Raw genomic sequence first — 24,755 nt, forward strand, 5'->3', positions numbered from 1 at the left:
CCAAGGTCGATGCCGATCGTCAGCTCTACCTGGCCACGCTTACGGGGTACTTCTGCGATGAGGTGTTGCGTAGGCTTCTTCATGGGAACAGTCTGCTCCTCCTGCGGAGGACCTGCTCATCCCATTTATCATTACCGATAGCGATCATGCTCGAACCCTGACGCCACGGGGATTATGGAGGAAGCATTTGTTCACGCATTATGATGACCCCGGTAAGTGTGAATGGCGAGGCGGAGCCCTCGACGCATTCGTAAAGCACTATAACGAGATATCTGGAACAAAGTATGCACTGACCGAATGCCTGGACGTTGTTAGGATTTCGGGTGACCCCGAAAGAGCCGGAAGTGCTTTTAACAGATACAAGCACAAGCGTTCAAATGGTGATTGAACGAAAGTCAGTCGTGTGGCCGAAATCCTATATCTATCAACATGGGCTAGGACATGAATTTGCTGGTTTGGTATGGGAAGGCGCGAAGGGCCATTTTCATGAGGCTGGTTACAAGTTGTCGATACGGTCTGCTGAGCTAAGAGCCATGAGCGGTAAGCAAATCAGGGATGCTGGTAGACAAATTGGCGAAGCGGTCTCATTGCTCACACCAGCGGACTTGCCGATTCAAAGGGGTCAACCGATCGAGTGGTGGTTCAGAGCTATAGAACCGGGCGAGGAAGACGAGGACTTCAAAGGAATCGCCATCAATGAGTTTGGTTCGATGGGCCTGGGCGGCTCTGAACGGAAGGCGGCAATTGAAGGGATTCCTTCAGAAATCCAAGAGCAGCTCAATGCTGCCGTAGAAAAGTTTCACAGGTACCAAAAACAAATTAAATTGGTTCTTCTCGATTTCTACTCTGAAGATCTGTGGGAAGACGATATTCCCCCGATGATGCAGAACATTCAAATCCCCGACGGAATTGACGAAATCTGGCGGACTACACGCGATTGGGTCTCAGCCGATGATTATGAGGTAGGTTACGATCGCCTGTATAAACGATCGTCGTAATTTTCAGACTAGCGTCGCGCTTGCCTGTGTGTAAAACAATGATCGAGATCAAGAGGTTATCTTCACTTCGATGTTGAAACATGGCCCATTACGTCGAGATATTGATCGGGTTCTGGATTTTCGGAAAACCATCAAGCTTTCTGGCCATAAATGGACAGCCATCGATCACCGTCGAGTCTATTCAGCTTCGCTATATGAGGTGACTTCCGAACATGTATCGTCGGTCTGCCTGCTTCTCCTTTTCTCGCGAACTTCAAGCGCTGCTGCCTTGCTGAGAAGTTGTGTAGAGAGTGCCGTGCGAGGAACATGGCTTCTGCTGGTCGCAACTGAAGATGATATTGAGAACGTGGTGGCTGAGCGCGGCAAGGACAAGGGGTGGCCTGGGCTTGACCAGATGATGGGTGCCATCGAAGGTCATCACAAGGCAGGCGGCCTGCTAAGACGCATATTTACGCATACAGGTGCTCTGAATGATCTAACGCATGGCGGCTTGATGCAGATCGCCCATCGCATGGGGCCGCATGCAGGACAAGATACAGTCCCACACGTCAATAGAATGTGCCTTCGCAACGTATGTAACGCGCTTGCCCTCATCACTTGCTCCCTGCACCTTGATGTAAATGACCTATCCGAAGTGGCGTCGGTCACTCTTCGCGCAGCGGAACTGTTTGCGAGCTTCGAGATGGCCGGTGACGCTCAAGCTCCGATGAGATAAGTCCTGTGAAACGCGGTTCACTTGATCAGCAGAGTGAGTACAAAGGAAGTAACAGCGTTCGTATCCGGTGTGCGCTTTGATTGCCCAAGGGTAGATCAGCTTATACCGGGCAGATTTATGCCGCCTAACATGCCTTTGAGCTGGCCCTGGAGGGCTTCTTCGGCTTTACGGCCGGCATCGTTGACTGCGGCTACGATGAGGTCTTCGAGCATCTCTACGTCGGCGGTGCTGCCGGTGAGGCTGGTGACGGCGGCGGGGTCGATGTGGAGTTTGAGAAGCTGCTTCTTGCCGTTCATGGTGGCGGTGACGGCGCCGCCGCCGCTGGTGCCTTCGATGACAGTCTGGGCGAGCTTGCGCTGCACCTCTTCCTGCATCTGGCTGGCCTGGGAAAGCATCTCCTGCAATTTGAGTGGGTTGAACATGACAAGCTCCGATGTACGTGAGGACTTCTTGGCCCTCTCTTGATCCTAATCCTTGCGCAAATCGATGACGCTGACTATCTCCGCATTGAAGACAGACATCGCTTCTAGAACGAGGGGATTATTGCGCGCCTCCTGTTCGATGCTGCCGAGGGGTGCACGGACTCTTGCCGCACCGGGAGTGGCAAGGCCTTCGCCGGGGAGGATCATGAAGCGGGTGGGCGCGCCTGATTCGGTGAGTCCCTGACGGATTAGCTTTTCGGCGACTGCGTTGAAGGTGAGTTTGATCATCTTCGCTTTGCAGTCGACTTCGATGCGGACGACTCCACCTTCAATGGCCCATTTACCACCCTCAACGAGAGTGGCGGCGGTGCCGTGGCCGCCGGACGCCAAGGCTTGAGCGACGGCGGTGATGATGGCGTCGAGATTGTCCGGCGCGGCTGCCGGTTGAGGTGCGGCGGACAACGGCGGAAACTTCGCCGGGGCTAAAGCCCGTTCGTTTAAGGGGGCTTCATTCAGGGGGCTGAAGCTTCCTGCTTCCTCCGGGATTTCGGCAGATGTCGAAATTTCGACGGCGGTTTCATTCGCAGGGCTGGAAGAAGATGTCTCCAGGGGCAGGACAGGCGACGGTAGCGGCGAGTCATCGGGAACCGATTCAGCGATTTGTGCCTGAGCCGTTGGTGGCTCTTGAGCGGATGCGGCTAGATCTTGAGCGATGGCGGGCTGTTCGGGGATTTCAAGAGCCAGTGCGCCTGCTGTGGTCGCCGTGGTAGGGCCGGAAACGGGTTCTGGCGCGTGACGCGGCAGGTCGGGGACTGGGATGGGGCCGAGCGTTGGCCCAGATGTGCTGGAGAGTGCGGAGCGCGGGTTGCCGAAGGGTGAGATAGTCGGCGAAGACGGCGTCGCAGGGCGCGGCTGCACCGGTGCTGCGGGCCGGATGGAGGATGAATCCGGTGAGGTGCGGGCCGGGGCTGGGCCGCCTGGAGTCGATGGACGGCGCGAGGCAGATGAGGCCATGCCGCTGAGGATTTCTTCGACGGGGAGGAGTTTCTGGGCCTGGATGAGCTTGAGGAGGCCCAGTTCGAGGTGGAAGCGCTGCTCCTGACGAAAATTCAGGTCGTCGAAAGTGCGCAGGGCGATCTGTAGATTGCGAGTGAGGTCGTCTTCGGTGAAGAGCTGGGCGGTGCGAGCAGCGCGGGAGCGCTCATCCTGCGCGATGGCGAGCAGCTGGGTGTTTTCGCCACCGAGCTTGGCCATGAGGCAGTTGCGCAAGTAGCGGACGAGCTGACGGGCGAGCGCGGAAGGGCTGTTGCCGACGCTGAGGAGCTTGTCGAGATCCTCCATCAGCTTTGCAGTGTCCTGTGCGCTGACGGACTCCATGAGGCGCTCGAAGACGGCGTTGGGGACGGAGCCCATGAGTTCGCGTATTTGTTCCCCATTGAGCAATGGACGGCCGTTTTCGAGCGGAGCTGAGGCGATGGCCTGGTCCATTATGGAGAGGGCATCGCGCATGGAGCCGTCGCCAGCCTCGGCGAGCAGGGAAAGCGCGGTTTCGTCGGTGGCGACGTTTTCGTGCTCGGCGATGGCGCGAAGCTGGCCGAGGATATCGTCGAACTTGACGGCGTGAAAGCTGAAGTGCTGGCAGCGCGAGCGGATGGTCTGCGGGATGTTTTCGGGCTCGGTGGTGGCCATCATGAAGATGACCCAGTCGGGGGGCTCTTCGAGGGTTTTGAGGATGGCGTTGAAGGCTGCGTCGGTGATCTGGTGCGCTTCGTCGAGGAGGAAGATCTTGTAGCGGTCGCGGGCGGGGCGGACCTCGGCCTGCTGGATGATAGAGCGAACGTCGTCGATGCCGCGATTGGAGGCGGCGTCGATCTCGATGAAATCGAAGGAATGCGAGAGGGCTTCTTCGCCACTGGCGTTGCCGCCGGAGGAGATTTCGCGGCAGGGAAGGCATTTGAGGCAAGGCTCAACGGTCGGGCGCTCGGGTGAGCCGACGGTATTGCGGCAGTTGAGGGCCATGGCCAGGATGCGGGCGATGGTGGTCTTACCGATGCCGCGATGGCCGGAAAAGATGTAGCCGTGGGCGATGCGTCCCTGAGTGAGAGCGTTGGTGAGGGTGCGGGTGACGTGGTCCTGGCCGGCTACGTCCGAAAAGCGCTGGGGACGGTATTTGCGCGCCAGTACCTGATAGCCCATTGTGAGGTTTCTCCCAGATGGATTGTAACGGTTGGATGATGGCGTGCTCGGCTGCGGCTGGTGGAAAACCAAGCACGGAGCGCGGGGAGCGTGTGACTGATAGAGTGGCTGCATTATGCGGTTCTGGTTTGCACGCGATGGTGAGGTTTCGCTACATAAGCAGCTTGTCACGCAGATTATCTTTGGCATCGTATCTGGCGAATTGGAGCCGGGGCGACGGCTTCCGAGCACTCGCGAGATGGCACGGCGATTTCATCTGCACGCAAACACGGTGAATGCGGGATATCGGGAACTGGAGCGCGAGGGATGGGTAGAAGTCCGGCATGGGAGCGGCGTATATGTACAGCAAAAGAAACCGGAAGCAGCCGAGCGGCCTGAGTTGATGCTGGACAGTTTAATCGCTGGGGTGTTTCGTTCAGCGCGTGAAATAGGAGTGCCGTTGGCGGATGTGAGAGCGCGGATGCAGCGATGGATGTCGATGCAGCCACCAGATCATGTGCTGGTTGTTGAGCCGGATGAAGAGTTGCGGCGAATTTTGATGACTGAGATTGAGACGACAGGGCTGGAAACTGCCGGTTGTTCGCTGCAAGAGATGCAGGAGATGGCGCGGTGGGTTGGAGCATTTCCGGTAGTATTGCCCAGCAAGAGCGAGATGGTTAGAGCAGCGCTGCCGCAGGGAATAGATTTTTTGACGCTGAAAGTGCGCTCGATCCCGGAGAGCCTGACAGGTTATCTACCTGCACCGACTGACTTGTTGATCGGCGTGGCATCACGTTGGGGCGAGTTTTTGCGGTCCTGCCGGACGATGCTGGTGGCGGCGGGATTTGATTCGGAAAATCTTGTAGTGCGGGACGCGCGCGAGCCTGGATGGTTGCAGGATCTGGAGGCGGCAGCGGTGGTGGTTTGCGATGGATTGATCGCGGCAGAACTCAAAGGACGGCGCGGCGTAATTTCCTTTTCGGTTGTCTCGGAGGAATCGCTGCAAGAGTTGCGGCGATACCGGGAATTATTGCTGGCGCAGATGGATTGAGCTGTGGACGATTGCCGATGTGACAGTTGCGAAAGTGACACAAGGCGAATGGATGACGGATTGAGGTATGAGTAGATTCTCCACCAGAGAAACACTGGAGGGGATCAATGCCAAGAAGGATATTCTTCGTGCTGTTGCTATTCGTATCGCTGTTACCGCTGTATGCCGAAGACGGTGGCGGAGTGGTGTTCAAGAGCGGGAGTGTGACGCATGTCAAGCCGGGAGCGGCGGGGCGGTTGGTACTGACCGATTCGGAGAAGCTGGTGTTTGAGTCGGCAGGGGGGAATTTGGAAATTCCCTTTCAGAAGATCCAGGCGTTTGAACATACGAAGGAAGTTGCGGTGCATATGGGATGGGCGCCAGCGGTTCTGATTGAGACGATCAAGCAACGTAGGCGGAATCACTTTTTGAAGCTGTCTTATCTTGATGGCAACGATGTCGATCAGTTTGTGATTTTCCAAATTCCGAAGCAGATGCCCGAGATTCTGATGATGACTCTTCTAATGCGTTCACCGGATGCGTCATGCCAGCCGAGTGCAGATTGCGATTCGATCTTTCGCCCGCGAGGCCACAGACAAGTGAAACTCGAATACCGCGGTGCACTTTCAAGAGAGATCCAGCCGCTGCATGCGACTCCTCTTGGACAGACGCCGTAGCAGGGAACGGCTCCCGGCAAGTAGGGGTTATTGTGCTGGGCAGTCTTTGCGGCCGGTGTCGGCTACGCTGGCGATTAACCATTTGCCATCGACGCGGATGAGGTTGAATAGGTCGGTGCCGCAGTGGTCGACTTTGCCGTTGGAAAGGAATTCAAAGGGAGCCCAGACTACGGCGAGGTCGTTGTCGATGCGGACGAGGGGATCGTGGATGCTCTCTTCGATGGGTGTGTCTTTCCCGTCGGGGCTGGGCTTGCTGAGGCGGTCGGCGAAGGATTCGATCGTCATCTGGTGAGGCTTGCCGTCGCGCATGAGGATCATGTTTGCGCCGGGGATGGCGGAGGCTTTGATGGCTGAGCCGTCATGGGCAGACATGCCGTTGAATAGCTGATGGACGGGGGCGAGGACGGCGTCTTCTTCCGGTGTTGACGCAACTGCGGCCGGAGACGGCAGGGCACATGCGAGAAAGGCTACGGCAAGCGCGGAATGGAAGAGCGTGCGTGCTGGGGTCATGGATGAGGATTGTAAACCGCTGAGGAAGGACTTTTGCCAAGGATTAAGAGGTTGCCTCCGTCTCAGAAGCGAGACCGGGGACAACCTCTTTGTGCTAACGCGGCATCAGCGTTGGGTGCGAGTTTTGACGGCTTTGCGCTTGCCGCGTTTTTTTGCTGCCTTGCGAGCCTCGGCTTTGCGGCGGCGGATTTCACCGGTTGAATACATGGAGCCTCGGCAGTTGGATGCGCCGCAGTAGCAGGTGCAGGGGTCGTCGCCGCCGTCGTAGAGGCAGTAGTCGTAGGTGATTTCGGTTTCGGCGCGGATATCGCGCAGGGCGATGACCCAGACGCGGCCGTCATCATCTTCGCGGGTTTCGCAGTTGCCGTCGCAACTGTGGTTGATGAACATGGCGGTGCAGAAGCCGTCGATGACGATGTCTCCTTCGCCGAGTCCAAAGAGATAGGTGACAGGCGAGTCGACGTAGAGCTTGTCGGCCTCGTCTTTAGAAATGTGGCGGCCGGTGTATTCGGCGACGCGCTCGCCTTTACGGACAGGCGTAGTGGTGTAGCAACCGGCGGCGTGGATGGCTGACGAGCGAACGATCAATCCCATATTCTGTGTGTGAGGCGGTATCCGGTGGGGAGTGTTTAAGAGATCGGAGATGTGTCCTGCGATGCCTTAAGAACGCATCCTACCATTGATGGCAGCACGTTAAAAGCGATGTCTGAGATGAAGCGGAGATGATTGGAATCATGCGGCGAAAGTACATCATTCTGAGTGCGGCAAAGCAGACGCTGATGAGCAGCGGGAAGCTGGTTGTGTTGGCCGCGGCGGTGTGGGTATTTGCTGGAGTGTTGGGAGTCGCGCAGAGCGGGCAGAGTTCTAGCGGAGAAAGCCAAAAGCCGACGAGTGATAATCCATTTCCTGGCGAGGCTCCGCAGGCACCGGCTCCGCAGCCGGATGCGGGAAAGCCTGCGGCGGGTTCGCAGGATCAAGCTGCTCCGAAGAAGTCGAGCGACAATCCGTTTCCGGGTGAAGACTCGAATGCGCCTATTATTCCAACCGAGCCGGGTACGGGTACATCGGGATCGGGTGCTTCCGGAACGGGCCGTAGCGCGGGTTCGGGTACGCCGGGGCATCGTGATTCCGAGGGAGATCCGGTACGGTCGCCGGATGGGCAGGGGCACTATGCGGGCGATGCCGGATCGGATGATGGATTCAGCTCAAGCCTGTCTGGCGTGAACGATGTGCCTGCTCCCGATGCGGGGAAAGCTAGGCCGCCTGTTCCTGTAGAGAATGTGCAGGAAGATCTGAATGTAGGGAAGTTTTATCTTCAAAGCAAAAACTGGCGAGCGGCTCAGTCGCGATTTTCCTCAGCGTTTGCCGCGGATAAGGAAAATCCGGATGCGGTGTGGGGACTGGCCGAAGCGGAGCGGCACTTAGGGATGCTGAAAGAGGCTGATACGCATTACAAGCTGCTTCTAGTCTACGATCCGGGTGGACCTCATGGAAAAGAGGCGCGCAAAGCGCTTGAGGAAGTGGAAGCCAAGCTGAATTCGCCCGGGCTGAGTAAAAAATAGCGGCAACTATAAGAAATTAGTTCTATATACTTCTTCTTAATAGATTTTCACAGACATATCCTGCTGCACCTATCACCGTGCGTCATTGTAAGTTCGCCTTGGGAACTGATAAAGAAGGGATGATTTACGCGGATACGCATGCATCCTGTGTTGAAGTCTGCCTTGGAACCCCTGGCTGAACAAATCGCAAATGTGAGCAAGGATGAAGCCCAGATTGCCCCGCTGCCTGGCCCCGGCAGATGGTCTGTCCAGCAGATCATGGAGCATCTAATGCTCACATACTGTCAGACGATTGCGAGTGTCGGAAAACAACTGAAGTCGGGAAAGCCGCCAAAGCATCGCCGAGGCGTACTTCAGTCATTTGTGCGGATGCAAGCGATAGCGTTTGGGCACATGCCTCAAGGCGTTCCAGCGATACGTGCATTTCGCCCCGAAGAATTTGCAGCGGAGGATGGGCCGGCAATTGCTGGAAGATTTCTGCGCATGGCCGAACAGATGGATCTGTGCCTGGTAGAGGCACGGAAAAAGTTCGGGATACAAGTGTGCGGAGAGCATCCTGTGTATGGAGCACTACGCGTGGACGAGTGGCGACGGTATCACGCGGTACACGCGAGGCATCACCTGGCGCAGTTAAGGGCGACGGTTCGATACGCGAAGGCGCAGACGGCTCCGAGTGCGGCCAAGACGGAATCCTGATTTTCTTTCAAATCAGAAGTTGCCAATTACCCATTAACCAGTGCGGAGAAAAGATCTCAAGCAGGGCGCATGCACAGAGCACTGTGCCGAAGGGAAGCGACAGAGTGGACCATCCACCGGATTGCTTACGGAACGTGAGTGCGAGAAGCCAGATGAGGGCAACGGCGCTCCCCGCAAAAATGGCGAGAATAAAGGTTTCGATAGAGCCTTGGAGGCCCAGCCATGCGCCGAGCATTGCCATGAGCTTGGCATCGCCGAGGCCCATGCCCTCCTGGCGGCGGACGATCCAATAGAGAAGCCGGATGAGAAGAACGATGGCGGTGGCCGCGAGGATGGCGAGGATGGATGTCCAGGCGAGATGAAGAATGGCGGGGAGTTCACGGAACTGCTCATGAGGCCAGAAGCGGGCGAGAGTGAAAGCGAAACCCAGAGCCGTTCCGGGGAGAGTGAGAACGTCGGGAAGCCAGAGGTATTCGAAGTCGAGAACGGCGAGGGCGACGAGGAGCCAGCAGAGGATCGAGAAGCCGATGGCTTCGAGAAAGATTTGGGCGATGTTGGCACTGAGGCTGGGATAATCCGTCGGCTTTGCATTCAAGAAGCATGCGGCCCACAGTAATCCGACGAGGAACTCGATGGCTGGGTAACGGATGCCGATGGCGGCGCGGCATTGGCGGCAGCGTCCGCGAAGAATGAGCCAGCTTAAGACGGGGATGTTCTCCCACCAGGCGAGGGTGTGATCGCAGTGGCGGCAGTGGGATCGTGGTGTGGCTAAGCTCTCTTCTTCAGGAAAGCGGATGAGGAAGACGTTGAGAAAGCTGCCGAAGGCTAGTCCCAGCAAAAAAGCGAACAGAGTTACAGTGAGCTGAAATGCGTCGGTAATGATGATGGCTTGCTCCTTCGACGCGGTGTGTGATCGGGTCGGCAGTGTTGTTTCGGTGCGGGACAGAGTTTCGTTTTGCTGCCACTGGCAGGTTACAGTAATAGCATGGAGCCTGGAACGACTCCCACGATGCCGGAGAACGATGCCCCGGCGGCGGAAGTGGTGACGGAAGCGGACGCGTACCGCGAAGCGGCTGGTGCTTTTGCGGATTCCGTGGCGATTATGGCTCGTTTGCGTGGGCCGGGTGGATGCCCGTGGGACCGCGAACAGAACTTCGATACGATTCGCAAATACACATTAGAAGAGACGTACGAGGTGCTGGATGCGATCGAGCGCCGCGACTGGCCTCATTTGACCGAAGAATTGGGCGATCTGCTGCTGCAAGTACTGTTTTATGCGCAGATGGCAAGCGAGATGGCTCCGGGAGATGGGCGGTTCGAAATTACGGATGTGCTTGAGACTCTGAATCGAAAGTTGATACGGCGGCATCCGCATGTATTTGGAGAGGCTGCGTCGGCGGCTGCCGGAAATCGCGTGAGGGTGGACGCGAATGTGGATGGTTCGGCGGCGCGGGTGCTCGCGAACTGGGAGCAGATTAAGCAGGCGGAAAAGAAGAAGTCGACTGTGGATGAATCTTTGCTCGACCAGGTGCAGAGAGCGCAACCGGCGCTGGCCGAGGCGGCGAAGCTGGGTTCAAAGGCGGCAAAGATCCGGTTTGATTGGACCAACTGGCGCGATCTGCTGGTGAAGCTTGAGGAAGAGACTGGCGAACTGGTGCAGGCGGCAGATCTGCCGGCCGATGCGGCTCACAGGCATGGCGAGATCGAAGGCGAACTGGGCGATCTGCTGTTTACGGTGGTGAACCTGGGACGGCATCTGGGTGTAGATGCGGAGATGGCGTTGCGTGGTACGAATGCGCGGTTTCGACAGCGCTTCCGGTTGATGGAGCAAGCGGCTGGTCGGCCACTGAATGAGTTGGAGCCGGCGGAGCTTGAGGTGCTTTGGGTTGCGGCGAAAGATAAGCTGAAGCAGATGGATGGGACGGCGATGGCTGGAGTGAAGGGATGATTGTAATCCGCGAGTGCAAGGGCTTTGATGAGCTGCAGGCCTGCGTGGATTTGCAGATTGAGGTCTGGGGCTACAACGACGGCGATGTGATTCCGCGGCGGGTTTTTCTGGTGGCCAAGAAGATTGGCGGGCAGGTGATTGGCGCGTTTGACGTAAAGAGCGCGGATGATCCGGGCGATGCGAGCTCGATGATCGGGTTTGCGTTTGGACTGCCGGGGGTGAAGACCGGAGCTGAGTCGCGGACGGGAAAGCCAGAGCCTTATCTGCACTCGCATATGCTGGCGGTGCGGGAGGGGTATCGTAACCAAAGTATTGGGGCTAGGCTCAAGCTGGCGCAGCGCGAAGACGCGATTGCACGCGGGTTCGAACGGATGGAGTGGACCTTCGATCCGGTGGAGATCAAGAACGCTTTCCTCAATATCCACAAGCTGGGTGCGATTGTTCGGCACTATGAGGAGAATTTTTATGGTGTATCCTCATCTCGTCTTCAAGGCGGGCTGCAGACGGACCGGTTGGTGGCCGAGTGGTGGCTTCTGTCTCCCAGGGTGACGGCAGCGATCCAGGGAACACAAAAAGGTCCAAAGGGCTTTGTTTTCGAAGACTTGCACCAGGGATTGCCGCCGAAGATTGAAGTGCCGGCGGCGATATATGCGTGGAAAGCTGACGATGAGCAGCGGCATCTGGCGCAAAAGGTTCAAGCTGAGAACAGGCTTCAATTTCAGAAGGCGTTTGCGGCGGGACTGGCGGTGATTGGGTTTTCCCGCGATGCCGAGGGCAACGGAACCTATCATCTGGGCCGATGGACGGAACCAGGAATGCGGCCAGAAGTTCAGCCGGCAAGTAGAGAAGAAAACGGAGTCGAAGCGGATTTATCACGCGTTTGAGCGGAGATTGGGGAGATTTCTCTCTTTCGCCATAGCAAGTCACCGTGAGAGCAAGGTTTGCGGGGATGAATATCAGCAGTTCAGGACTGAGCCAACATGAAGATTGACGCTATATACCTACGAGAACTCCATCTGCCGCTTGTACGGCCTTTTCAAACCAGTTTTGGCACAACGCGCAATCGTCGAATTGTGCTCGCGGAGATTCATTCCGAGGGATTGGTCGGGTGGGGTGAATGTACGGCGGGTGAGCATCCGCATTTTTCTGAAGAGTCAGTGGACACGTGCTGGCAGGTGATTGTGGATGAGCTTGGGCCTACACTGGCGGGGGCTTCGCCGGAGCATGGCGGGGAGTGTCCGCGAATTCTGGCGCAGGTACGCGGCAATCGCATGGCGAAGGCTGCGCTGGAAAATGCGATCTGGGATCTGGAGGCGCAGCGGAAAGGCATTTCACTGAGCCAGTTGCTGGGCGGGACGAGAGAGATCATTCCATGCGGTGTTTCGATTGGGATTCAGTCGTCGATTCCGGAGCTGCTGGATGTGATTGAACGCGAGGTTTCGGCGGGATATCAACGGATCAAGCTGAAGTGCAAGCCCGGCTGGGATGTGAATGTGCTGGAGCGGGTGCGGGCCAAGTTTCCGGATATTACGCTGAGCGTGGATGCGAATTCAGCTTACCGGTTGAAGGATGCGGATCATCTGGCGACCTTTGATGAGTTCGATTTGCTGATGATCGAGCAGCCTCTGTGGCATGACGATTTTTACTATCATTCGATGCTGCAGAAGCAGCTGAACACAGCGATCTGTCTGGATGAGTCGATTCGCAACCGGCGCGATGCGCTGGCGGCGATTGAGATGGAGTCTTGCCGGATTATCAATATCAAGCTGGGGCGCGTGGGCGGATTCTCGGAAGCGATTGCAGTACACAACGCGACGTATGAGCGGGGGATTCCGGTGTGGTGCGGCGGGATGCTGGAGTCGGGCATTGGGCGGTCGCACAACATTGCTGTGTCGACGCTGGAGAATTATGTGCTGCCGGGTGATGTGTCGGCTTCGAAGCGGTATTGGGCTGAGGACATCATTGAGCCTGAGGTTACGGTGTCGCCGAAGGGTGAGATTGTGATTCCGGATACGCCGGGCCGTGGGTATGAAGTACGGACCGATCTTGTGGAGCGGCTTACGGTGCGGAAGCATGAGATTCGCACAGCGGTGATGGTGGCTTAGACTCGCTCAAGACAACTTGGGAGAAGTAGTAGCGATCTGCGCTTCCTCAAGGGCGCGCAGATGTTTTTTGCAGAGAAGAAGCGGAATGCAGCCGAAGACGCCAAAGCTGCAATCGATGAGACGCCAAGGAAATGGAATGCCGCGGATGGGGCCGGCAATGAGCGCGAGCGGGATGACTCCGGCGCACGCGATGAGGCCGAAGTCGAAGAGCCAGCGGTTGCGGATGGGATCGCGATATGGTCCGATGAAGGCGATGGCGATAATGAGATGTGCGAAGGCGAGCCAGTCTGTGCCGTAGGCGAGGAAGGGATATTGGCGATTCGTGACGGCCTCCGCGGTGTAGACACGATCGACCCAGGGGAGCAGGTGGATCGATTCTGCGAAGGGCTTGAAGGTGTTCGTTTGCAGGAGGCCGAGAAACCAGTGAAGTTCGGATTCGAGGGGGAAGGCCGTTATACCACTGAGGACGAGGCCAATGATGAACGTGGCGAGCCAGATGCGGATGGCGCGTAGATGTTCTCCGGTGTGCGTGTATGGGTTCATGCGATGCGCTCAGGGGTTGCGTCCGGAGATGGCGCAGAAGTTATATCTGTGAGGCTGGCGGCACGATCCGATCGAGTGATTCGAGAGAGAACGGCTTCGAGCATTGGCGTCATTCGGTTGAGGCGGCGAGCGCGGATCATAAGGTCCCAGAGGCGTTCGAACTTCTTCCATCCAGAAGCATAGAAGAAGTGCTTGAAGTGATGTTTGAGTGTGCCGTGATGAAGTGATGCGCGAGCAATGGCGCTCCAACGATAGAACTCGCGATAGGCCCAGTCGTAGCCTTCCTTCAGGGTTTCGGCGTCGAGGATCGCGGGGCGATAAACGACATGGCGCGTGTCGTAGAGATCCCAGTTGTTGGTCATGATGCGGCCCTCGCGCTGCATCTGCGCATGAAGACGCGTGCCTGGATAGGGCGTCTGGATGTGAAAGGTGGCAGTGGTGAGGCCGTGTTCGACGGCCCAGTCGACGGTGCGGCGAAAGACAGTGGGGTCGTCACTATCCATGCCGAAAACGAAGCTGCCGTTGATCATGATGCCGAGCGAATGCAGGCGGTCGGTCACTGCTTTGTAATCGCGGTTGAGATTCTGACGTTTGTTGCTGCGGCGAAGATTCTCAGGCGCGAGAGTTTCGAAACCAACGAAGATGCTGCGCATGCCAGCTTCGGCGGCGCGTTCGATGAGATCGCCGCGCAGGATGGAATCGACTGTAGCTGCGCCTTGAAAAATGCGGCGCATACCGTGCATGCCCGCGAAGAGCGATTCGGCAAAGCGACGGTCGCCGAGAAGATGATCGTCGAGGAAATAAAGGTGGCGGCCAGGAAGCCTGTCGATCTCAGCCAGAGCATCATCGACGCGCTGCGTGTAGAAGCCGCGTCCGCCTTGAAAGAAGGCGTCTTTGTAGCAGAAGTCGCAGTGCTGGGGACACCCACGGGTGACGACGATGGAGTTAGGAACGAGATAGTAGCTACGGTGTATGAGATCGCGCCGGATGGGGGGAACGCGTTCGAGGGTTCGTCCGGAGTTGGAACTGTAGATGTGGCGAGGTGAGCCTGTACGGAAGTCTGCGAGGAAAGCAGGGAAGGTTTGCTCACCGGGGCCGGTAAAGATCGCGTCGGCGTGGGGCGCTGCTTCATGCGGGAGTGAGGTAACGTGTAGTCCGCCGAGGCAGACGAAGGCTCCGATGGCACGATAGTGATCGGCAATGCGATAGGCGCGATAGGCGTTGGTGATGTAGACCTGGATGACGACGAGATGGGGCGCATCGTTGAGGGTGAGCGGTTCCACGTGTTCGTCAACGATCATGGCCTCATCATCGGGACGAAGATATGCGGCCAGAGTAGCAAGACCGAGCGGCGGAAAGAGCGAGTACTTGATGGGGCGCCAGTATGGACTTGTCGCTTCGGTCAGCGCAGGCAGGATGAACTTGATCTTGAGCGGGTGATTGCGTGGGGGAAGCAACTGGGCGCAATGTCGCGGACCGTCTGAATTCAGCGCGGAGAGGGAATCGATGGAGATAAGCCGATCCATGAAGCTTTCACTCATTGTGTTGCTCCGGTGAGCGGTACGGGATATTTGGACGGGGAAGAAGACGGTTCCTGCGGGATGGTTTGGAGTGCGCCGAAGCGGCGTTCGCGATGGTGGAAGTTGTGGAGTGCAGATTCGAGGTCGTCGCCGGTGAAGTCGGGCCACATGCGTGGGGTGAAATAGAGCTCGGCGTAGGCGGCTTCCCACAGGAGAAAGTCGGAGAGGCGCTGTTCGCCGCCGGTGCGGATGAGGAGATCTACGGGACCACATTCGCCTGTAAGTTCACGGTCGATGCGGCGAGCGATCTGGGCGGATGATGTTGATTGCAGTCCTGAGCGGAAGGCAAGCGATGCGGCCCGAGCGATGGAATCACGCGAAGAGTAATCGATGGCGACGCGGAGATGAAGGCCGCTGCCTTGCGCGGTGATGGATTCTGCGCGGCTGATTTCGCGGAGAAGCGGCAGAGGCAGGCGATCACGGCGGCCTATGATCTGGAGCCTAGCGTCGCGATCACGGAGATTGCTTGCTTCTTTGCGGAGATAGGCGCGGAGTAACCAGAAGATGCGGTCGACTTCAAAGATGGGGCGACGCCAGTTGTCCGAGGAGAAGGCGTAGAGCGTAAGGCAGGCGAGGCCCAGGTCAGAGGCGCGCTCAATGACGCTGCGGGTTGCGGAGGCTCCGGCGCGGTGGCCAAAGACACGTGGTTGATTGCGGCGCGCAGCCCAACGGCCGTTGCCATCCATGATGATGGCGACGTGGAGGCTGCGGTTGCTTTGCGATGTAAAGTTGATGGGCGTGATTTTAGAAGAGGTGGTCATGGATTCCTCGCTATTGAAACAAGTGAAAAGTACGGGTTCTAGATGACGCCCGATGGAGTGTATGAAGATGCGGATTGGGGAGAAGTATTCGGTGGAAGTGAGCTGTACCAATCGATTCTTTTCGTGAAATACATGACTGCCGCAATGGCGAGGAAACTAGCGATAGCGCCCACGAGCAGTGCATTGTCTTCGAGTCGCAGCAGTGTGTAGATAAGGCCGTATAGCGGTGCGAGGATTGCTAATGCGCGGATTCCTTGCCTACGCGAGTCAAAGATCCACGCTGTATTAAGCGAGAGCAGAATGACAGTGGAGACGCCTGCAATCAAAAAAGCAAAGTCGAAGCCGATTCGCTCGGCGAACGAAAGTAAGAGCAGGTAGAAGATGATCTGCGCGATGCCAACAAGAAGGTATTGCGCCGGATGAACGCGCTTGCGGGAGGTCACTTCAAAAAGGAAGTAAGTGAGAAACAACAAACCTAGAAACAAGGGTAGATACTTGAGCGATCTGTTGACGGACTGATATGGATCAGCGAGCTCAATGAAAGAAATTCCAAGAGAGGTTTGTTCGAGGCCAAGGGTAGAAATGTCTGTGCTCTCGGCGCGGACTCCGCGAGCTATGTAGGGTATGGTCCATTGAGCAGTGAAGCCATTCGTGGAGATATTCCGACTTACTGGAAGAAAGCCACCATCAAAACCTGGATTTGGCCAGTCACCCTGCATTGAAACATGTGTGGTCTTGCCATATGCGAGGACGGCTATACGCTGCGCGCCGGAGAAGTTCATATTGGCTGAGAGCTGAAATTGGGCATTTGGCCTGACTAGCCCATTGATCGAGGCTCCGAAGAGTGTGAGTCTGAGGGATTGAGCGGTGTCTTTTCCGAAGATGAGGTCTGAGGCCGTTTGTGCGGGCGTAAACGTGATCGTCTTTCCGCCTGCATTGAGTGTAGCGTCGGCCAGAGCGCCGCGAGGGTCGGAAACGCCGACGAGAATTTCCGCATGATCCCAATCAAGCTGTGTTCCTTCGGGAGCAGAGGACAGCGAGTGCGAGAGATCAAAAGTAGCGCCCATATTCAGGCTTGCCTGAAATACGGAAACGCGGAAGAGTGAACGCTGTCGCTCTTGAGTAGCTGTAGCTATTTCGGCATTTGCTTCCGCAGGGAAAATGAAATAGACAGCGCGGGTGGGGGAATCAGTCTTGGACCGCGGCGGAATCGTGTAGGGAATTGCGAGTGTGGGTCCCAGAAAGGTTTGCTTTCCACCAACGTGACTACTGACTTCCTGTACTACTTCTTCTGCATTCCTGGTTCGGTCGCTCACGATCGATTCGACGAAGAATGCGGGGATGGCCATGACAAGGGCCAGGGCGCATACGATGACAAGCTTGACTCCCATAGAACGCGAACCAAATTTGATTTGTATGGGAGGGTTTGTGACTGAAAACTCGCTCATTTCGTTATCCTTTCAATTAACTTTGCAATGCAAAGTAAGCGGACAAAAAAATTTAGGCTCGCGAGGGGGCGAGACCGTTGGGCAGGGCAGGGGAAGGGGATTCGTCTTTGCTGACTTTAGCAGCGTCTTTGACAACCTGTTCCAGCGTGGAGAGGTATTCGAGGAAGCGCTTGTGGCCATGGGGAGTGATGCGGCAGAGGGTCTGCGGACGATTATGTTCGTGGCCTTTGACAATCTCGACGATGTTTTCCTGTTCGAGGACACGCAGGTGGCGGCTGAGATTGCCGTCGGTAAGAGAACAAAGCTGTTTCAGATCGTTGAAGGTGACGCCCTTGGTGTGGGTGATGAGCGAGGTAAGGACACTGAGGCGGGCGCGCTCGTGAATGACGCGGTCCAAACCCTCATAGGCAAAGCGGCCCTCATAGGCGAAGCGGCCTTCAGGGGAGTTCAGTTCAGGCTTCATCAGCATTCTCCGGTGCGTTGAAAAATAGGATCGCTGCGACGAGACACTGCCCGACAGCATATGGGATGCCCATGGCCCAGGGCGAAAGAGCGCGGGCATCGCCCAGAGAGAGGCAATAAAGGCCAGTGACGAGATACCAGGCTCCGCAGGCCATGGTAAGCCGGGGAAGGAAACGGCAGGATGCAAAGATGCCCAGGCTGAAGATGACCTGCCAGAGGCCGGGCATCATCCAGACGGCGGAGGGGGCAAAACGTGCGATCACAAAGGTGGTGAGACCGCCGGCGCCGATCGCAGGCAGGAACTGCTCGACGGCAGTGCGGATCATTTCCTGGGCCATGCCCGAGTGAATGCGGCGGGTGCGGGCGAACATCTGGATGCAGATGAGGGAAGCGGATACAACCGCCGTGGCGACCCAGATGCCCAGATAGACAGAGGTGCTGTGGAGGGCGTCGGGAATCCAGATAGATTGGAGCGTGGCGGCAGTGAGAGCGATACAGCTGGTGGCAACAAGCGTGGCCGGCCCATAGCCCCGGAACTGGGTGCTTAGGGCCATTTGGGTGCGAATGTCGCGGATATCGAGCAGGGCCTTATTCAGGTTGTCCATGGCGCGCTCACTTTACATTGCAAAGTAAATTGGAAACCGGTTGATGTCAATGAAGATTTTATTCACAGACGGTTGGACTGCGATGGGGGACGCAAGGTGAGAGCAGATAGGTGCGATGCGATTTCCGGATGGGAAATCGAAATCAGGCGGTCTGGCGATGGCCGACGCCAATGATGTGCACGGCCAAGGCCCGGAGTTCTTCGGGAGAATCGCTCTGTGAGATGAAGACGTTGGGAATGGATAGGTATAGCTGATCGGCGCCGGACATGAGGCTGAGAACGAGAATAGGAACCTGGGGTAGGCGAGATCGAACCTCGGCGACAAATTCGGGACCGGAAATGCCGGTCATTCTATGGCCGGTGATGACAAGAGCAAGATTGCGCGCGAACTCATGCGACTCAATGAGACAGAGTGCATCGGCGGCATCAACGGCGCGAAAGACGGCTGGGGTGCTGCTTTCCAGGAGTGTCTTGCGCATGGAGGCACGCAGGGGGTTGTCATCCACTAACAGAATTGAATCCATAGAGCCCAAAACCACGCGACCCGGCCCGCGTGCAATGACTTCTGTGGTCAGAAGTACACAAAAAATCAGATGTAGATGGACGAGCTACGGTTGCCTGCGCAGGAGTGAGTGAGCCAATTCAAGTTGTCTATCCAAACAAAAACTCGCGTGAGCGCAGTTCTTTGATGGCGTCGCGCAGTTTGGCGGCTTTTTCGAACTCGAACTTCTTCGCGGCTTCGCGCATTTCGGTTTCCATGGCGGTGAGGTACTTGTCGAGATCTTCCTGGGACTTGAACTCAGGCATGCCTTCGGTGGCCTCTTCGAGCGGGTCGCCGTATTCGGCCTTGAGGATCGCGGCGAGGGAGTTCTCGACCTTGCTTAGGACCGATTGCGGCGTGATGCCGTGCTCCTCGTTATAGGCATGCTGGATTTCGCGGCGGCGATTGGTCTCATCAATCGCGCGCCGCATGGAGTCGGTCATCTTGTCGGCATAGAGGATGGCGCGGCCTTCGACGTTGCGGGCGGCGCGGCCTATGGTCTGGATGAGTGAGCCAGTGGAGCGGAGAAAGCCTTCCTTGTCGGCGTCGAGGATGGCGACGAGGGATACTTCGGGCAGGTCGAGGCCTTCGCGGAGGAGGTTGATGCCGATGAGTACGTCGTACTCGCCTTTGCGCAAGCCGGTGAGGATCTTGATGCGCTCCAGGGTTTCGATCTCGGAGTGCACATAGCGGCAGCGTACGCCGACTTCAGTGTAGTAGCCGGCAAGATCTTCGGCCATGCGCTTAGTTAGGGTGGTAACGAGGACACGCTCGTTGCGCTTGGCGCGGTCGCGGATTTCGCCGAGGAGATCGTCGATCTGACCTTTGACAGGTCGGATCTCTACCTGAGGGTCGAGGAGGCCGGTGGGGCGGATGACCTGTTCAACGACAACTCCGGAGGCCTTCGTCAGTTCGAAAGGGCCGGGCGTGGCAGAGACGTAGATGGTTTGGTAAATGCGGTTCTCGAACTCTTCGAATTTGAGCGGCCGGTTATCGCGCGCGGAGGGAAGACGGAAGCCATAGTCGACGAGATTTTGTTTTCGGCTCTGGTCGCCGAACCACATGCCATGGACCTGCGGAACGGTGACGTGGGATTCGTCGACGAAGAGCAGGAAGTCGCGCGGGAAGTAGTCGAGGAGGGTCGGAGGGGGCTCGCCGGGAAGACGGCCGCTGAAGTGGCGCGAGTAGTTCTCGATGCCATGGCAGTAGCCCATGGACTTGATCATTTCGAGATCAAAGCGGGTGCGTTGATGAATGCGCTGGGCTTCGACCATGCGGCCCTGCTTTTCGAGGTCGGCCTCCCAGTCAGTGAGTTCGGCAACGATGGTCTCAATGGCCTGTGCTTTGCGCTCGGGCAGCACGACGTAGTGGCTCTTGGGATAGATGGGCAGGCGGGAGAACTTCTGCTTGACGGTGCCGAAGAGCGGATCGATTTGTGAGAGAGATTCGATCTCATCGCCAAAGAGTTCGATTCGGTAAGCGGTTTCGTCGTAAGTGGGGTAGACCTCGATGACGTCGCCGCGGACGCGGAAGGTGCCTCGGCGGAAGTCGTGGTCGTTGCGCTCATAGAGGATTTCGACGAGGCGGCGCACGATGTCTTTGCGATGGATGCGCTGGCCTTTTTCGAGGAGCAGGAGCATACCGTAATAGGCTTCAGGCGAGCCGAGGCCATAGATGCAGCTTACGGAGCTGACGATGATGCAATCGCGTCGCTCAAAGAGAGAGCGTGTCGCGGAGAGACGCAGCTTGTCTAGTTCGTCATTAATGGTGGCTTCTTTTTCGATGTAAAGGTCGCCGGAGGGGATATAGGCTTCGGGCTGGTAGTAGTCGTAGTAGCTGACGAAGTATTCGACGGCGTTGGATGGGAAGAACTGCTTGAACTCGTTATAGAGCTGAGCGGCGAGGGTCTTGTTGTGCGCGAGGATGAGCGCCGGGCGGTTGAGCTCTTCGATGACCTTGGCCATGGTGAAGGTCTTGCCGGAACCGGTGACACCGAGCAAGACCTGATGCTGCTCTCCGGCGGCGACGCCTTGCACGAGTTCGTCGATTGCGCGGGGCTGGTCGCCGCGGGGTTTGTAGTTGGTGACCAGTTGGAAATCCATATCAGAAGAGTATAGCGGATTGGGCGAATATAAGGGGAATACCTGAGGTGCTTCTGCATCTCTGCTGACAGGATGTGCCAATTGCTGAATCGTTTGTGACTTCGCTTCCAGTGGAAAGAATAAGCGCGCATTCCGAACCATTGATGCAGCCGGTATGATCGTCTTGAGGAATCCTTGTCAGTCATTACTCCTTCTTTGATTCGTAGCTGCGCCAACTGCGGGGCTGAGCTGCCGTTGGATGCACTGGCCTGCCCGCAATGCAGCGCGCTTGTACATGGCGACCGACTGGATCAGCTGGCGCGGGATGCGCGTGCTTTGGAGCAGCGGGGAAGTTTTCGACAGGCTAGCGAACTGTGGGAGTATTCGCTGACGCTGCTGCCGCAGGGGTCGAAGCAGGTGAGTTGGGTGCAGGAGCGGCTGAGGGCTCTGGAGGCGGCGCAGAATCCGCCACCGCCGCCGGATCCGGCGGCGAAGAAACAGCCGACGGCAAGACAGGCTAAATGGATGAAACGGCTGGGGCCGTTCGGTCCGCTGGTGCTGTTGCTGGCGAAGATCAAGTCTCTGTTGTTTGTGCTGTTGAAGCTGAAGTTTCTTTTCAGCTTTCTGCTGTTCATCGGGCTGTATGTCTCACTGTTCGGGTGGCGATTTGGACTGGGCATCTCAGCTGCCATCCTGATTCACGAGATGGGGCACTACATCGATGTGAAGAGACGCGGGCTGCCGGCGGAGATGCCGGTGTTTCTGCCGGGGCTGGGTGCGTACGTGCGCTGGACATCGATGGGGGTGACGCGGAAGCAAATCGCGCAGATCTCACTGGCTGGGCCACTAGCAGGATGGATTGCAGCGGCGGTGTGCTTTTTGATCTATGCGCAGACACGCGATCCGCTGTGGGCGGCGCTGGCGCGAACGGGCGCGGTGCTGAATGTACTGAATCTGATTCCTGTATGGGTGCTGGATGGCGGGCAGGCGACGCATTCGCTGGGAGCGATGGAGCGCGGTGTGCTGATGGTGATGTGCGTGGCGCTGTGGTTTTACTCCGGCGAGACGATCTTTCTGTTTGCCGCGGCTGGCTTTGTCTGGAGGCTATTCACCCGGGACAGACCACAAGAGCAAGACTGGAGCACGTGGGCGTATTATGCCGCGCTGTTGGTGGCGCTGGCAGTGCTGCTGCATGCGATGCCTGCCAATCTGGTACAAATCGCGAACCAATAAGGTTTGGAATTAGCACAGATGTTGACAAGAAAATAGAGCAAAGGACGGAGCATAGTACGCTGTACCTTTGTTAAGATGCCCCCAACATCTGAGGTCGAAACTGCGAGAGAGGCTGTGCGATGAACAACTGGTATGTGCAGAAGGGCGGTCAGAGGCTGGGACCAATGTCGTTCGAAGCGATTCAGTCGATGGCGACGACGGGACAGCTCGCTGCGACGGATTATGTGTGGACGGATGGCATGGCGAACTGGCAGCCGGCGTCGACGCAACCGTGGTTTCCGGCACAGCCGCAGGCTTCTGTTCCGTTTGTGCCGCCTCAGCAATACCCTCCGTATGGACAGCAGGCGCCTCAGTTTGGACAGCCGGGGATGCAGTTTGGCGGACAGCCGCCGATTGCCGAGCCGCCCAGCCTAACGGGATGGGCGATTGCCGTGCTGCTGCTGTGCTGCCTGCCGGGCGGTATTGTCGGGCTGATCTATGGCAACAAGGCTAAGACAGAGTGGGCGAAGGGCAACTTTGCCGGAGCGCAGTCGGCGTATAACACCGGAAAGACATGGTTGATTGTTTCGGCCTGTCTTGGGCTCGTGATCACAGCGATCTACATCATCGGTATTGCAGCTTCGAATCGATAGCAGGAATGGCGACAAGCGTCCTTCATGGCGATGGGATTGATAAGCGCGGCGAGTGGTGGTTGTTCGCTGCAGGTACGGTTGCGCTGATAGCTGGGGCCGCGATGCTGCGGAGTTATTCGCCAGGCAGCCTGCATCTGCCGCCTTGCCCTTTTCACGCGCTGACTGGACTGTATTGTCCGGGGTGTGGATCGACGCGGGCTCTGCATCATTTGTTGAACATGGAGTTTGCTACGGCGCTGAAATGCAATTTTCTCGCGGTTGCGACGCTGCCATATATGCTTGCTCTGTTTGGAGTGAAGGCATTGCGGCGGTTAGGTATATGGCACGGGCCAACGCTTGAGCTACCGGTGAACTGGACGTGGTGGCTTACGGCTGTTGTAATCGCGTGGTGGATTGTGCGCAATTTGCCGCTGGCTGTGTTCACGATCCCCGCGCGGTGAAAAGCTAGTGCGAGTGTGAAGTGTGAGAGGCGCGGAAACGATGATGGATTTCAAACCAGCCAAGTAGACGGGGAGAGGAACTGTGGGGGAGTTGCGCTATGCGCAGTATCCGAGCCTGAATAGGCGGCGGGTGCTGATTACGGGTGGAGCTTCGGGGATCGGTGAAGCGTTTGTTGAGGCTTTTGCCGGGCAGGGCGCACAGGTTGCTTTCTGCGATATCGATGACGCGGCCGGGAACGTGTTGGCCGAGCGGCTGGAGGCACATGGCCCTGGGAGGCTGCGGTATTGGCATTGCGACCTGACCGATCTGGATGCGGTGCGGGCGTTTGTTGCGGAAGCAGTAGAGTGGCTTGGAGGCCTGGATGTGCTGCTGAACAATGCAGCGAACGATCGCAGGCACGCACTGGAAGCTGTAACGCCGGAGATGTGGGATGCGCTGATGGCGGTGAATCTGCGGCATCAGTTTTTTGTGACGCAGGCTGCGCTACCGGTACTGCGGCAGTCGAAAGCGGCATCGATTGTGCAGATGAGTTCGATCGCGTGGATGATTCCATCGACTGGATTGCCGGTGTATGTGGCGGCCAAGGCGGCGATTGCCGCGATGTCGCGGTCGCTGGCGCGGGAGCTAGGCAAGGACGGGATTCGCGTGAATGCGATCTGCCCCGGAGCGATTGCCACCGAGAAACAACGGAAGGTTGTGCTGACGGCGGAGTATGAGGCTCAGGTGCTGGCTGCGCAGTCATTGAAGCGGATGCTGGAGCCGGAGGAAGTAGCGCGGCTGGCGCTGTTCCTGGCTGCGGATGACAGCGCAGGAATTACAGGGCAATGCCACATCATCGATGCAGGCTGGGTCTAGGGGCTAAGAGCTGCTGAAGCTCAGTAGCCAAACATGCGTCTGCGGCGATTGTCGCGGATGCTGTGGATGAGGAAGTAAATACCCAGGCAAAGTCCAATAAATGGCGCCCAGAAAATCCAGCCGGGCTCGACAACGCGTGAGCCGCCGATGCTTGCAGAGTCGGGTGCGCGCAGACCGCCGAACATGACGACAGTGTCCTGGCCGACGGTGACATTCTGGCCAAGGTGAACTCCGCCGAAGAAGTTAACGAGGTCGTGACCGATAGACGTCTTGTCGTCAGCGGTGACATCGCCGAAGAAGTTGACGACATCATGGTTGGCCTGACCGGAGACGTGTACATTTCCGAAGAACACTACGATATCGCCATTGACTACGCCGCGTACGTTGACGTTGCAGAAGAAGCAGACAGCGTCGTGGATAGCTTCCTGCGGTCCGACCTCGATGTCACTTCCGAACTGAACGGCGTCTTTAGTGGCGTGAGCAGGAATGGCGGAAAGAAGTAGAGCACAAGCAGCCAGAAGACCGGTGAAGAGGCGCGTGGGGATGGAGAGTGATCGTCGCACGGATGACTCCTTGATGGAGAGGTACGTGCGCGGCAGAAACAAAGTTCCGAGGATGGTTTGGAAAAAGCACGTGGCAGGTAAGAGATTTCCAAAGCTTTACGGTGCAGGCCTGGCATCGTTGATGCATTTTGCGTGATGGCACGTTATGCATTTGGAGAGTCATGCACCGGGAT

Annotated in this window: 27 protein-coding genes; 13 read left to right on the forward strand and 14 right to left on the reverse strand. The window is 57.3% G+C overall.

Annotated features, from left to right (window positions below):
- Positions 1–323 precede the first annotated feature (323 nt).
- On the forward strand, positions 324–998 hold the full coding sequence (locus tag OHL22_RS00005; protein ID WP_263331895.1) for a hypothetical protein: 675 nt from the start codon (positions 324–326) through the stop codon (positions 996–998).
- 70 nt (positions 999–1,068) lie between these two features.
- Positions 1,069–1,713, forward strand: a complete 645-nt coding sequence (locus OHL22_RS00010) for a DUF6988 family protein (protein WP_377819854.1) — start codon at positions 1,069–1,071, stop codon at positions 1,711–1,713.
- A 95-nt stretch (positions 1,714–1,808) separates the two neighbouring features.
- Here the strand turns inward: OHL22_RS00010 and OHL22_RS00015 are convergent, their stop codons facing one another.
- Together OHL22_RS00015 and dnaX are read right to left on the reverse strand one after the other, a co-directional pair.
- Positions 1,809–2,135: a YbaB/EbfC family nucleoid-associated protein gene (locus OHL22_RS00015; RefSeq protein WP_263331899.1), complete on the reverse strand. Its 327-nt coding sequence runs from the start codon at positions 2,133–2,135 to the stop codon at positions 1,809–1,811.
- Between the two features lie 45 nt (positions 2,136–2,180).
- The gene (gene dnaX / locus OHL22_RS00020; RefSeq protein ID WP_263331900.1) at positions 2,181–4,331 is read right to left on the reverse strand and encodes a DNA polymerase III subunit gamma/tau; all 2,151 of its coding nucleotides are present in this window, start codon (positions 4,329–4,331) and stop codon (positions 2,181–2,183) included.
- A gap of 115 nt (positions 4,332–4,446) precedes the next feature.
- On the opposite strand from dnaX, the gene OHL22_RS00025 reads away from it, so the two are divergent.
- Together OHL22_RS00025 and OHL22_RS00030 are read left to right on the forward strand one after the other, a co-directional pair.
- Complete coding sequence (locus OHL22_RS00025; RefSeq protein ID WP_263331902.1) at positions 4,447–5,361, forward strand: GntR family transcriptional regulator; 915 nt, start codon at positions 4,447–4,449, stop codon at positions 5,359–5,361.
- Positions 5,362–5,468: 107 nt separating this feature from the next.
- Positions 5,469–6,017 (forward strand): hypothetical protein, encoded by a 549-nt coding sequence (locus OHL22_RS00030; protein WP_263331904.1) that lies wholly within the window; start codon positions 5,469–5,471, stop codon positions 6,015–6,017.
- A gap of 27 nt (positions 6,018–6,044) precedes the next feature.
- Here the strand turns inward: OHL22_RS00030 and OHL22_RS00035 are convergent, their stop codons facing one another.
- Both OHL22_RS00035 and OHL22_RS00040 read right to left on the reverse strand, forming a co-directional pair.
- On the reverse strand, positions 6,045–6,527 hold the full coding sequence (locus OHL22_RS00035) for a nuclear transport factor 2 family protein (RefSeq protein ID WP_263331906.1): 483 nt from the start codon (positions 6,525–6,527) through the stop codon (positions 6,045–6,047).
- A 105-nt stretch (positions 6,528–6,632) separates the two neighbouring features.
- On the reverse strand, positions 6,633–7,121 hold the full coding sequence (locus tag OHL22_RS00040) for an SET domain-containing protein (protein ID WP_263331908.1): 489 nt from the start codon (positions 7,119–7,121) through the stop codon (positions 6,633–6,635).
- Positions 7,122–7,261: 140 nt separating this feature from the next.
- Between OHL22_RS00040 and OHL22_RS00045 the strand changes: the two genes are divergently transcribed.
- Together OHL22_RS00045 and OHL22_RS00050 are read left to right on the forward strand one after the other, a co-directional pair.
- Positions 7,262–8,089, forward strand: coding sequence for a tetratricopeptide repeat protein (locus OHL22_RS00045; protein ID WP_263331910.1), 828 nt, complete (start codon positions 7,262–7,264; stop codon positions 8,087–8,089).
- Between the two features lie 138 nt (positions 8,090–8,227).
- Positions 8,228–8,785: a DUF1569 domain-containing protein gene (locus OHL22_RS00050; RefSeq protein WP_263331911.1), complete on the forward strand. Its 558-nt coding sequence runs from the start codon at positions 8,228–8,230 to the stop codon at positions 8,783–8,785.
- A 7-nt stretch (positions 8,786–8,792) separates the two neighbouring features.
- Here the strand turns inward: OHL22_RS00050 and OHL22_RS00055 are convergent, their stop codons facing one another.
- A complete protein-coding gene (locus OHL22_RS00055; RefSeq protein WP_263331913.1) occupies positions 8,793–9,623 on the reverse strand; it encodes a prepilin peptidase in 831 nt (276 codons plus the stop codon).
- A gap of 147 nt (positions 9,624–9,770) precedes the next feature.
- Between OHL22_RS00055 and mazG the strand changes: the two genes are divergently transcribed.
- The 3 genes from mazG to menC all read left to right on the forward strand — a co-directional run bounded on the left by mazG (position 9,771) and on the right by menC (position 12,838).
- Entirely contained in the window at positions 9,771–10,733 is a 963-nt protein-coding gene (gene mazG / locus OHL22_RS00060; protein ID WP_263331915.1) for a nucleoside triphosphate pyrophosphohydrolase, read from the forward strand.
- Entirely contained in the window at positions 10,730–11,617 is an 888-nt protein-coding gene (locus tag OHL22_RS00065) for a GNAT family N-acetyltransferase (protein ID WP_263331917.1), read from the forward strand. Before mazG ends, OHL22_RS00065 begins: the two co-directional genes overlap by 4 nt.
- 96 nt (positions 11,618–11,713) lie before the next feature.
- Complete coding sequence (menC, locus tag OHL22_RS00070) at positions 11,714–12,838, forward strand: o-succinylbenzoate synthase (RefSeq protein WP_263331919.1); 1,125 nt, start codon at positions 11,714–11,716, stop codon at positions 12,836–12,838.
- Between the two features lie 6 nt (positions 12,839–12,844).
- On the opposite strand, the gene OHL22_RS00075 is transcribed toward menC, so the two are convergent.
- From OHL22_RS00075 to uvrB, 8 genes are all read right to left on the reverse strand, one after another.
- Entirely contained in the window at positions 12,845–13,381 is a 537-nt protein-coding gene (locus OHL22_RS00075; protein WP_263331921.1) for a hypothetical protein, read from the reverse strand.
- Positions 13,378–14,922 (reverse strand): B12-binding domain-containing radical SAM protein, encoded by a 1,545-nt coding sequence (locus tag OHL22_RS00080; RefSeq protein ID WP_263331926.1) that lies wholly within the window; start codon positions 14,920–14,922, stop codon positions 13,378–13,380. The genes OHL22_RS00075 and OHL22_RS00080 overlap by 4 nt, the downstream gene beginning before the upstream one ends.
- Positions 14,919–15,722: a polyprenyl diphosphate synthase gene (gene uppS / locus OHL22_RS00085; RefSeq protein ID WP_263331929.1), complete on the reverse strand. Its 804-nt coding sequence runs from the start codon at positions 15,720–15,722 to the stop codon at positions 14,919–14,921. Before uppS ends, OHL22_RS00080 begins: the two co-directional genes overlap by 4 nt.
- A 38-nt stretch (positions 15,723–15,760) precedes the next feature.
- Complete coding sequence (gene creD / locus OHL22_RS00090) at positions 15,761–17,170, reverse strand: cell envelope integrity protein CreD (protein ID WP_263331931.1); 1,410 nt, start codon at positions 17,168–17,170, stop codon at positions 15,761–15,763.
- A gap of 52 nt (positions 17,171–17,222) precedes the next feature.
- Positions 17,223–17,633 (reverse strand): transcriptional regulator, encoded by a 411-nt coding sequence (locus OHL22_RS00095; protein WP_263331934.1) that lies wholly within the window; start codon positions 17,631–17,633, stop codon positions 17,223–17,225.
- A complete protein-coding gene (locus tag OHL22_RS00100; protein WP_263331937.1) occupies positions 17,623–18,237 on the reverse strand; it encodes a hypothetical protein in 615 nt (204 codons plus the stop codon). The genes OHL22_RS00095 and OHL22_RS00100 overlap by 11 nt, the downstream gene beginning before the upstream one ends.
- Before the next feature lie 142 nt (positions 18,238–18,379).
- Complete coding sequence (locus tag OHL22_RS00105; RefSeq protein ID WP_263331939.1) at positions 18,380–18,760, reverse strand: response regulator; 381 nt, start codon at positions 18,758–18,760, stop codon at positions 18,380–18,382.
- Between the two features lie 127 nt (positions 18,761–18,887).
- On the reverse strand, positions 18,888–20,879 hold the full coding sequence (uvrB, locus tag OHL22_RS00110) for an excinuclease ABC subunit UvrB (RefSeq protein WP_263331942.1): 1,992 nt from the start codon (positions 20,877–20,879) through the stop codon (positions 18,888–18,890).
- A 174-nt stretch (positions 20,880–21,053) separates the two neighbouring features.
- Here uvrB and OHL22_RS00115 point away from each other — a divergent pair, with 174 nt between their 5' ends.
- From OHL22_RS00115 to OHL22_RS00130, 4 genes are all read left to right on the forward strand, one after another.
- Positions 21,054–22,091: a site-2 protease family protein gene (locus OHL22_RS00115; protein WP_263331945.1), complete on the forward strand. Its 1,038-nt coding sequence runs from the start codon at positions 21,054–21,056 to the stop codon at positions 22,089–22,091.
- 119 nt (positions 22,092–22,210) lie between these two features.
- Positions 22,211–22,723: a CD225/dispanin family protein gene (locus OHL22_RS00120; protein WP_263331948.1), complete on the forward strand. Its 513-nt coding sequence runs from the start codon at positions 22,211–22,213 to the stop codon at positions 22,721–22,723.
- Between the two features lie 5 nt (positions 22,724–22,728).
- The gene (locus tag OHL22_RS00125; protein ID WP_263331950.1) at positions 22,729–23,163 is read left to right on the forward strand and encodes a DUF2752 domain-containing protein; all 435 of its coding nucleotides are present in this window, start codon (positions 22,729–22,731) and stop codon (positions 23,161–23,163) included.
- An 82-nt stretch (positions 23,164–23,245) separates the two neighbouring features.
- Positions 23,246–24,019 (forward strand): SDR family NAD(P)-dependent oxidoreductase, encoded by a 774-nt coding sequence (locus tag OHL22_RS00130; RefSeq protein ID WP_263331953.1) that lies wholly within the window; start codon positions 23,246–23,248, stop codon positions 24,017–24,019.
- A gap of 20 nt (positions 24,020–24,039) precedes the next feature.
- Here the strand turns inward: OHL22_RS00130 and OHL22_RS00135 are convergent, their stop codons facing one another.
- A complete protein-coding gene (locus OHL22_RS00135) occupies positions 24,040–24,582 on the reverse strand; it encodes a hypothetical protein (protein WP_263331956.1) in 543 nt (180 codons plus the stop codon).
- Between the last annotated feature and the right edge of the window lie 173 nt (positions 24,583–24,755).

Origin of the sequence: Acidicapsa dinghuensis (assembly GCF_025685685.1) — a bacterium.
In the GTDB taxonomy this organism is placed as follows: domain Bacteria; phylum Acidobacteriota; class Terriglobia; order Terriglobales; family Acidobacteriaceae; genus Acidicapsa; species Acidicapsa dinghuensis.

Excerpts from the sequence above, each read along its gene's own strand:
- OHL22_RS00010 (WP_377819854.1), top strand. The coding sequence starts at position 1,069 with ATGTTGAAACATGGCCCATTACGTCGAGATATTGATCGGGTTCTGGAT.
- OHL22_RS00015 (WP_263331899.1), bottom strand. The coding sequence starts at position 2,135 with ATGTTCAACCCACTCAAATTGCAGGAGATGCTTTCCCAGGCCAGCCAG.
- dnaX (WP_263331900.1), bottom strand. The coding sequence starts at position 4,331 with ATGGGCTATCAGGTACTGGCGCGCAAATACCGTCCCCAGCGCTTTTCG.
- OHL22_RS00025 (WP_263331902.1), top strand. The coding sequence starts at position 4,447 with ATGCGGTTCTGGTTTGCACGCGATGGTGAGGTTTCGCTACATAAGCAG.
- OHL22_RS00030 (WP_263331904.1), top strand. The coding sequence starts at position 5,469 with ATGCCAAGAAGGATATTCTTCGTGCTGTTGCTATTCGTATCGCTGTTA.
- OHL22_RS00035 (WP_263331906.1), bottom strand. The coding sequence starts at position 6,527 with ATGACCCCAGCACGCACGCTCTTCCATTCCGCGCTTGCCGTAGCCTTT.
- OHL22_RS00040 (WP_263331908.1), bottom strand. The coding sequence starts at position 7,121 with ATGGGATTGATCGTTCGCTCGTCAGCCATCCACGCCGCCGGTTGCTAC.
- OHL22_RS00045 (WP_263331910.1), top strand. The coding sequence starts at position 7,262 with ATGCGGCGAAAGTACATCATTCTGAGTGCGGCAAAGCAGACGCTGATG.
- OHL22_RS00050 (WP_263331911.1), top strand. The coding sequence starts at position 8,228 with ATGCATCCTGTGTTGAAGTCTGCCTTGGAACCCCTGGCTGAACAAATC.
- mazG (WP_263331915.1), top strand. The coding sequence starts at position 9,771 with ATGGAGCCTGGAACGACTCCCACGATGCCGGAGAACGATGCCCCGGCG.
- OHL22_RS00065 (WP_263331917.1), top strand. The coding sequence starts at position 10,730 with ATGATTGTAATCCGCGAGTGCAAGGGCTTTGATGAGCTGCAGGCCTGC.
- menC (WP_263331919.1), top strand. The coding sequence starts at position 11,714 with ATGAAGATTGACGCTATATACCTACGAGAACTCCATCTGCCGCTTGTA.
- OHL22_RS00075 (WP_263331921.1), bottom strand. The coding sequence starts at position 13,381 with ATGAACCCATACACGCACACCGGAGAACATCTACGCGCCATCCGCATC.
- OHL22_RS00080 (WP_263331926.1), bottom strand. The coding sequence starts at position 14,922 with ATGAGTGAAAGCTTCATGGATCGGCTTATCTCCATCGATTCCCTCTCC.
- uppS (WP_263331929.1), bottom strand. The coding sequence starts at position 15,722 with ATGACCACCTCTTCTAAAATCACGCCCATCAACTTTACATCGCAAAGC.
- creD (WP_263331931.1), bottom strand. The coding sequence starts at position 17,170 with ATGAGCGAGTTTTCAGTCACAAACCCTCCCATACAAATCAAATTTGGT.
- OHL22_RS00095 (WP_263331934.1), bottom strand. The coding sequence starts at position 17,633 with ATGAAGCCTGAACTGAACTCCCCTGAAGGCCGCTTCGCCTATGAGGGC.
- OHL22_RS00100 (WP_263331937.1), bottom strand. The coding sequence starts at position 18,237 with ATGGACAACCTGAATAAGGCCCTGCTCGATATCCGCGACATTCGCACC.
- OHL22_RS00105 (WP_263331939.1), bottom strand. The coding sequence starts at position 18,760 with ATGGATTCAATTCTGTTAGTGGATGACAACCCCCTGCGTGCCTCCATG.
- uvrB (WP_263331942.1), bottom strand. The coding sequence starts at position 20,879 with ATGGATTTCCAACTGGTCACCAACTACAAACCCCGCGGCGACCAGCCC.
- OHL22_RS00120 (WP_263331948.1), top strand. The coding sequence starts at position 22,211 with ATGAACAACTGGTATGTGCAGAAGGGCGGTCAGAGGCTGGGACCAATG.
- OHL22_RS00125 (WP_263331950.1), top strand. The coding sequence starts at position 22,729 with ATGGCGACAAGCGTCCTTCATGGCGATGGGATTGATAAGCGCGGCGAG.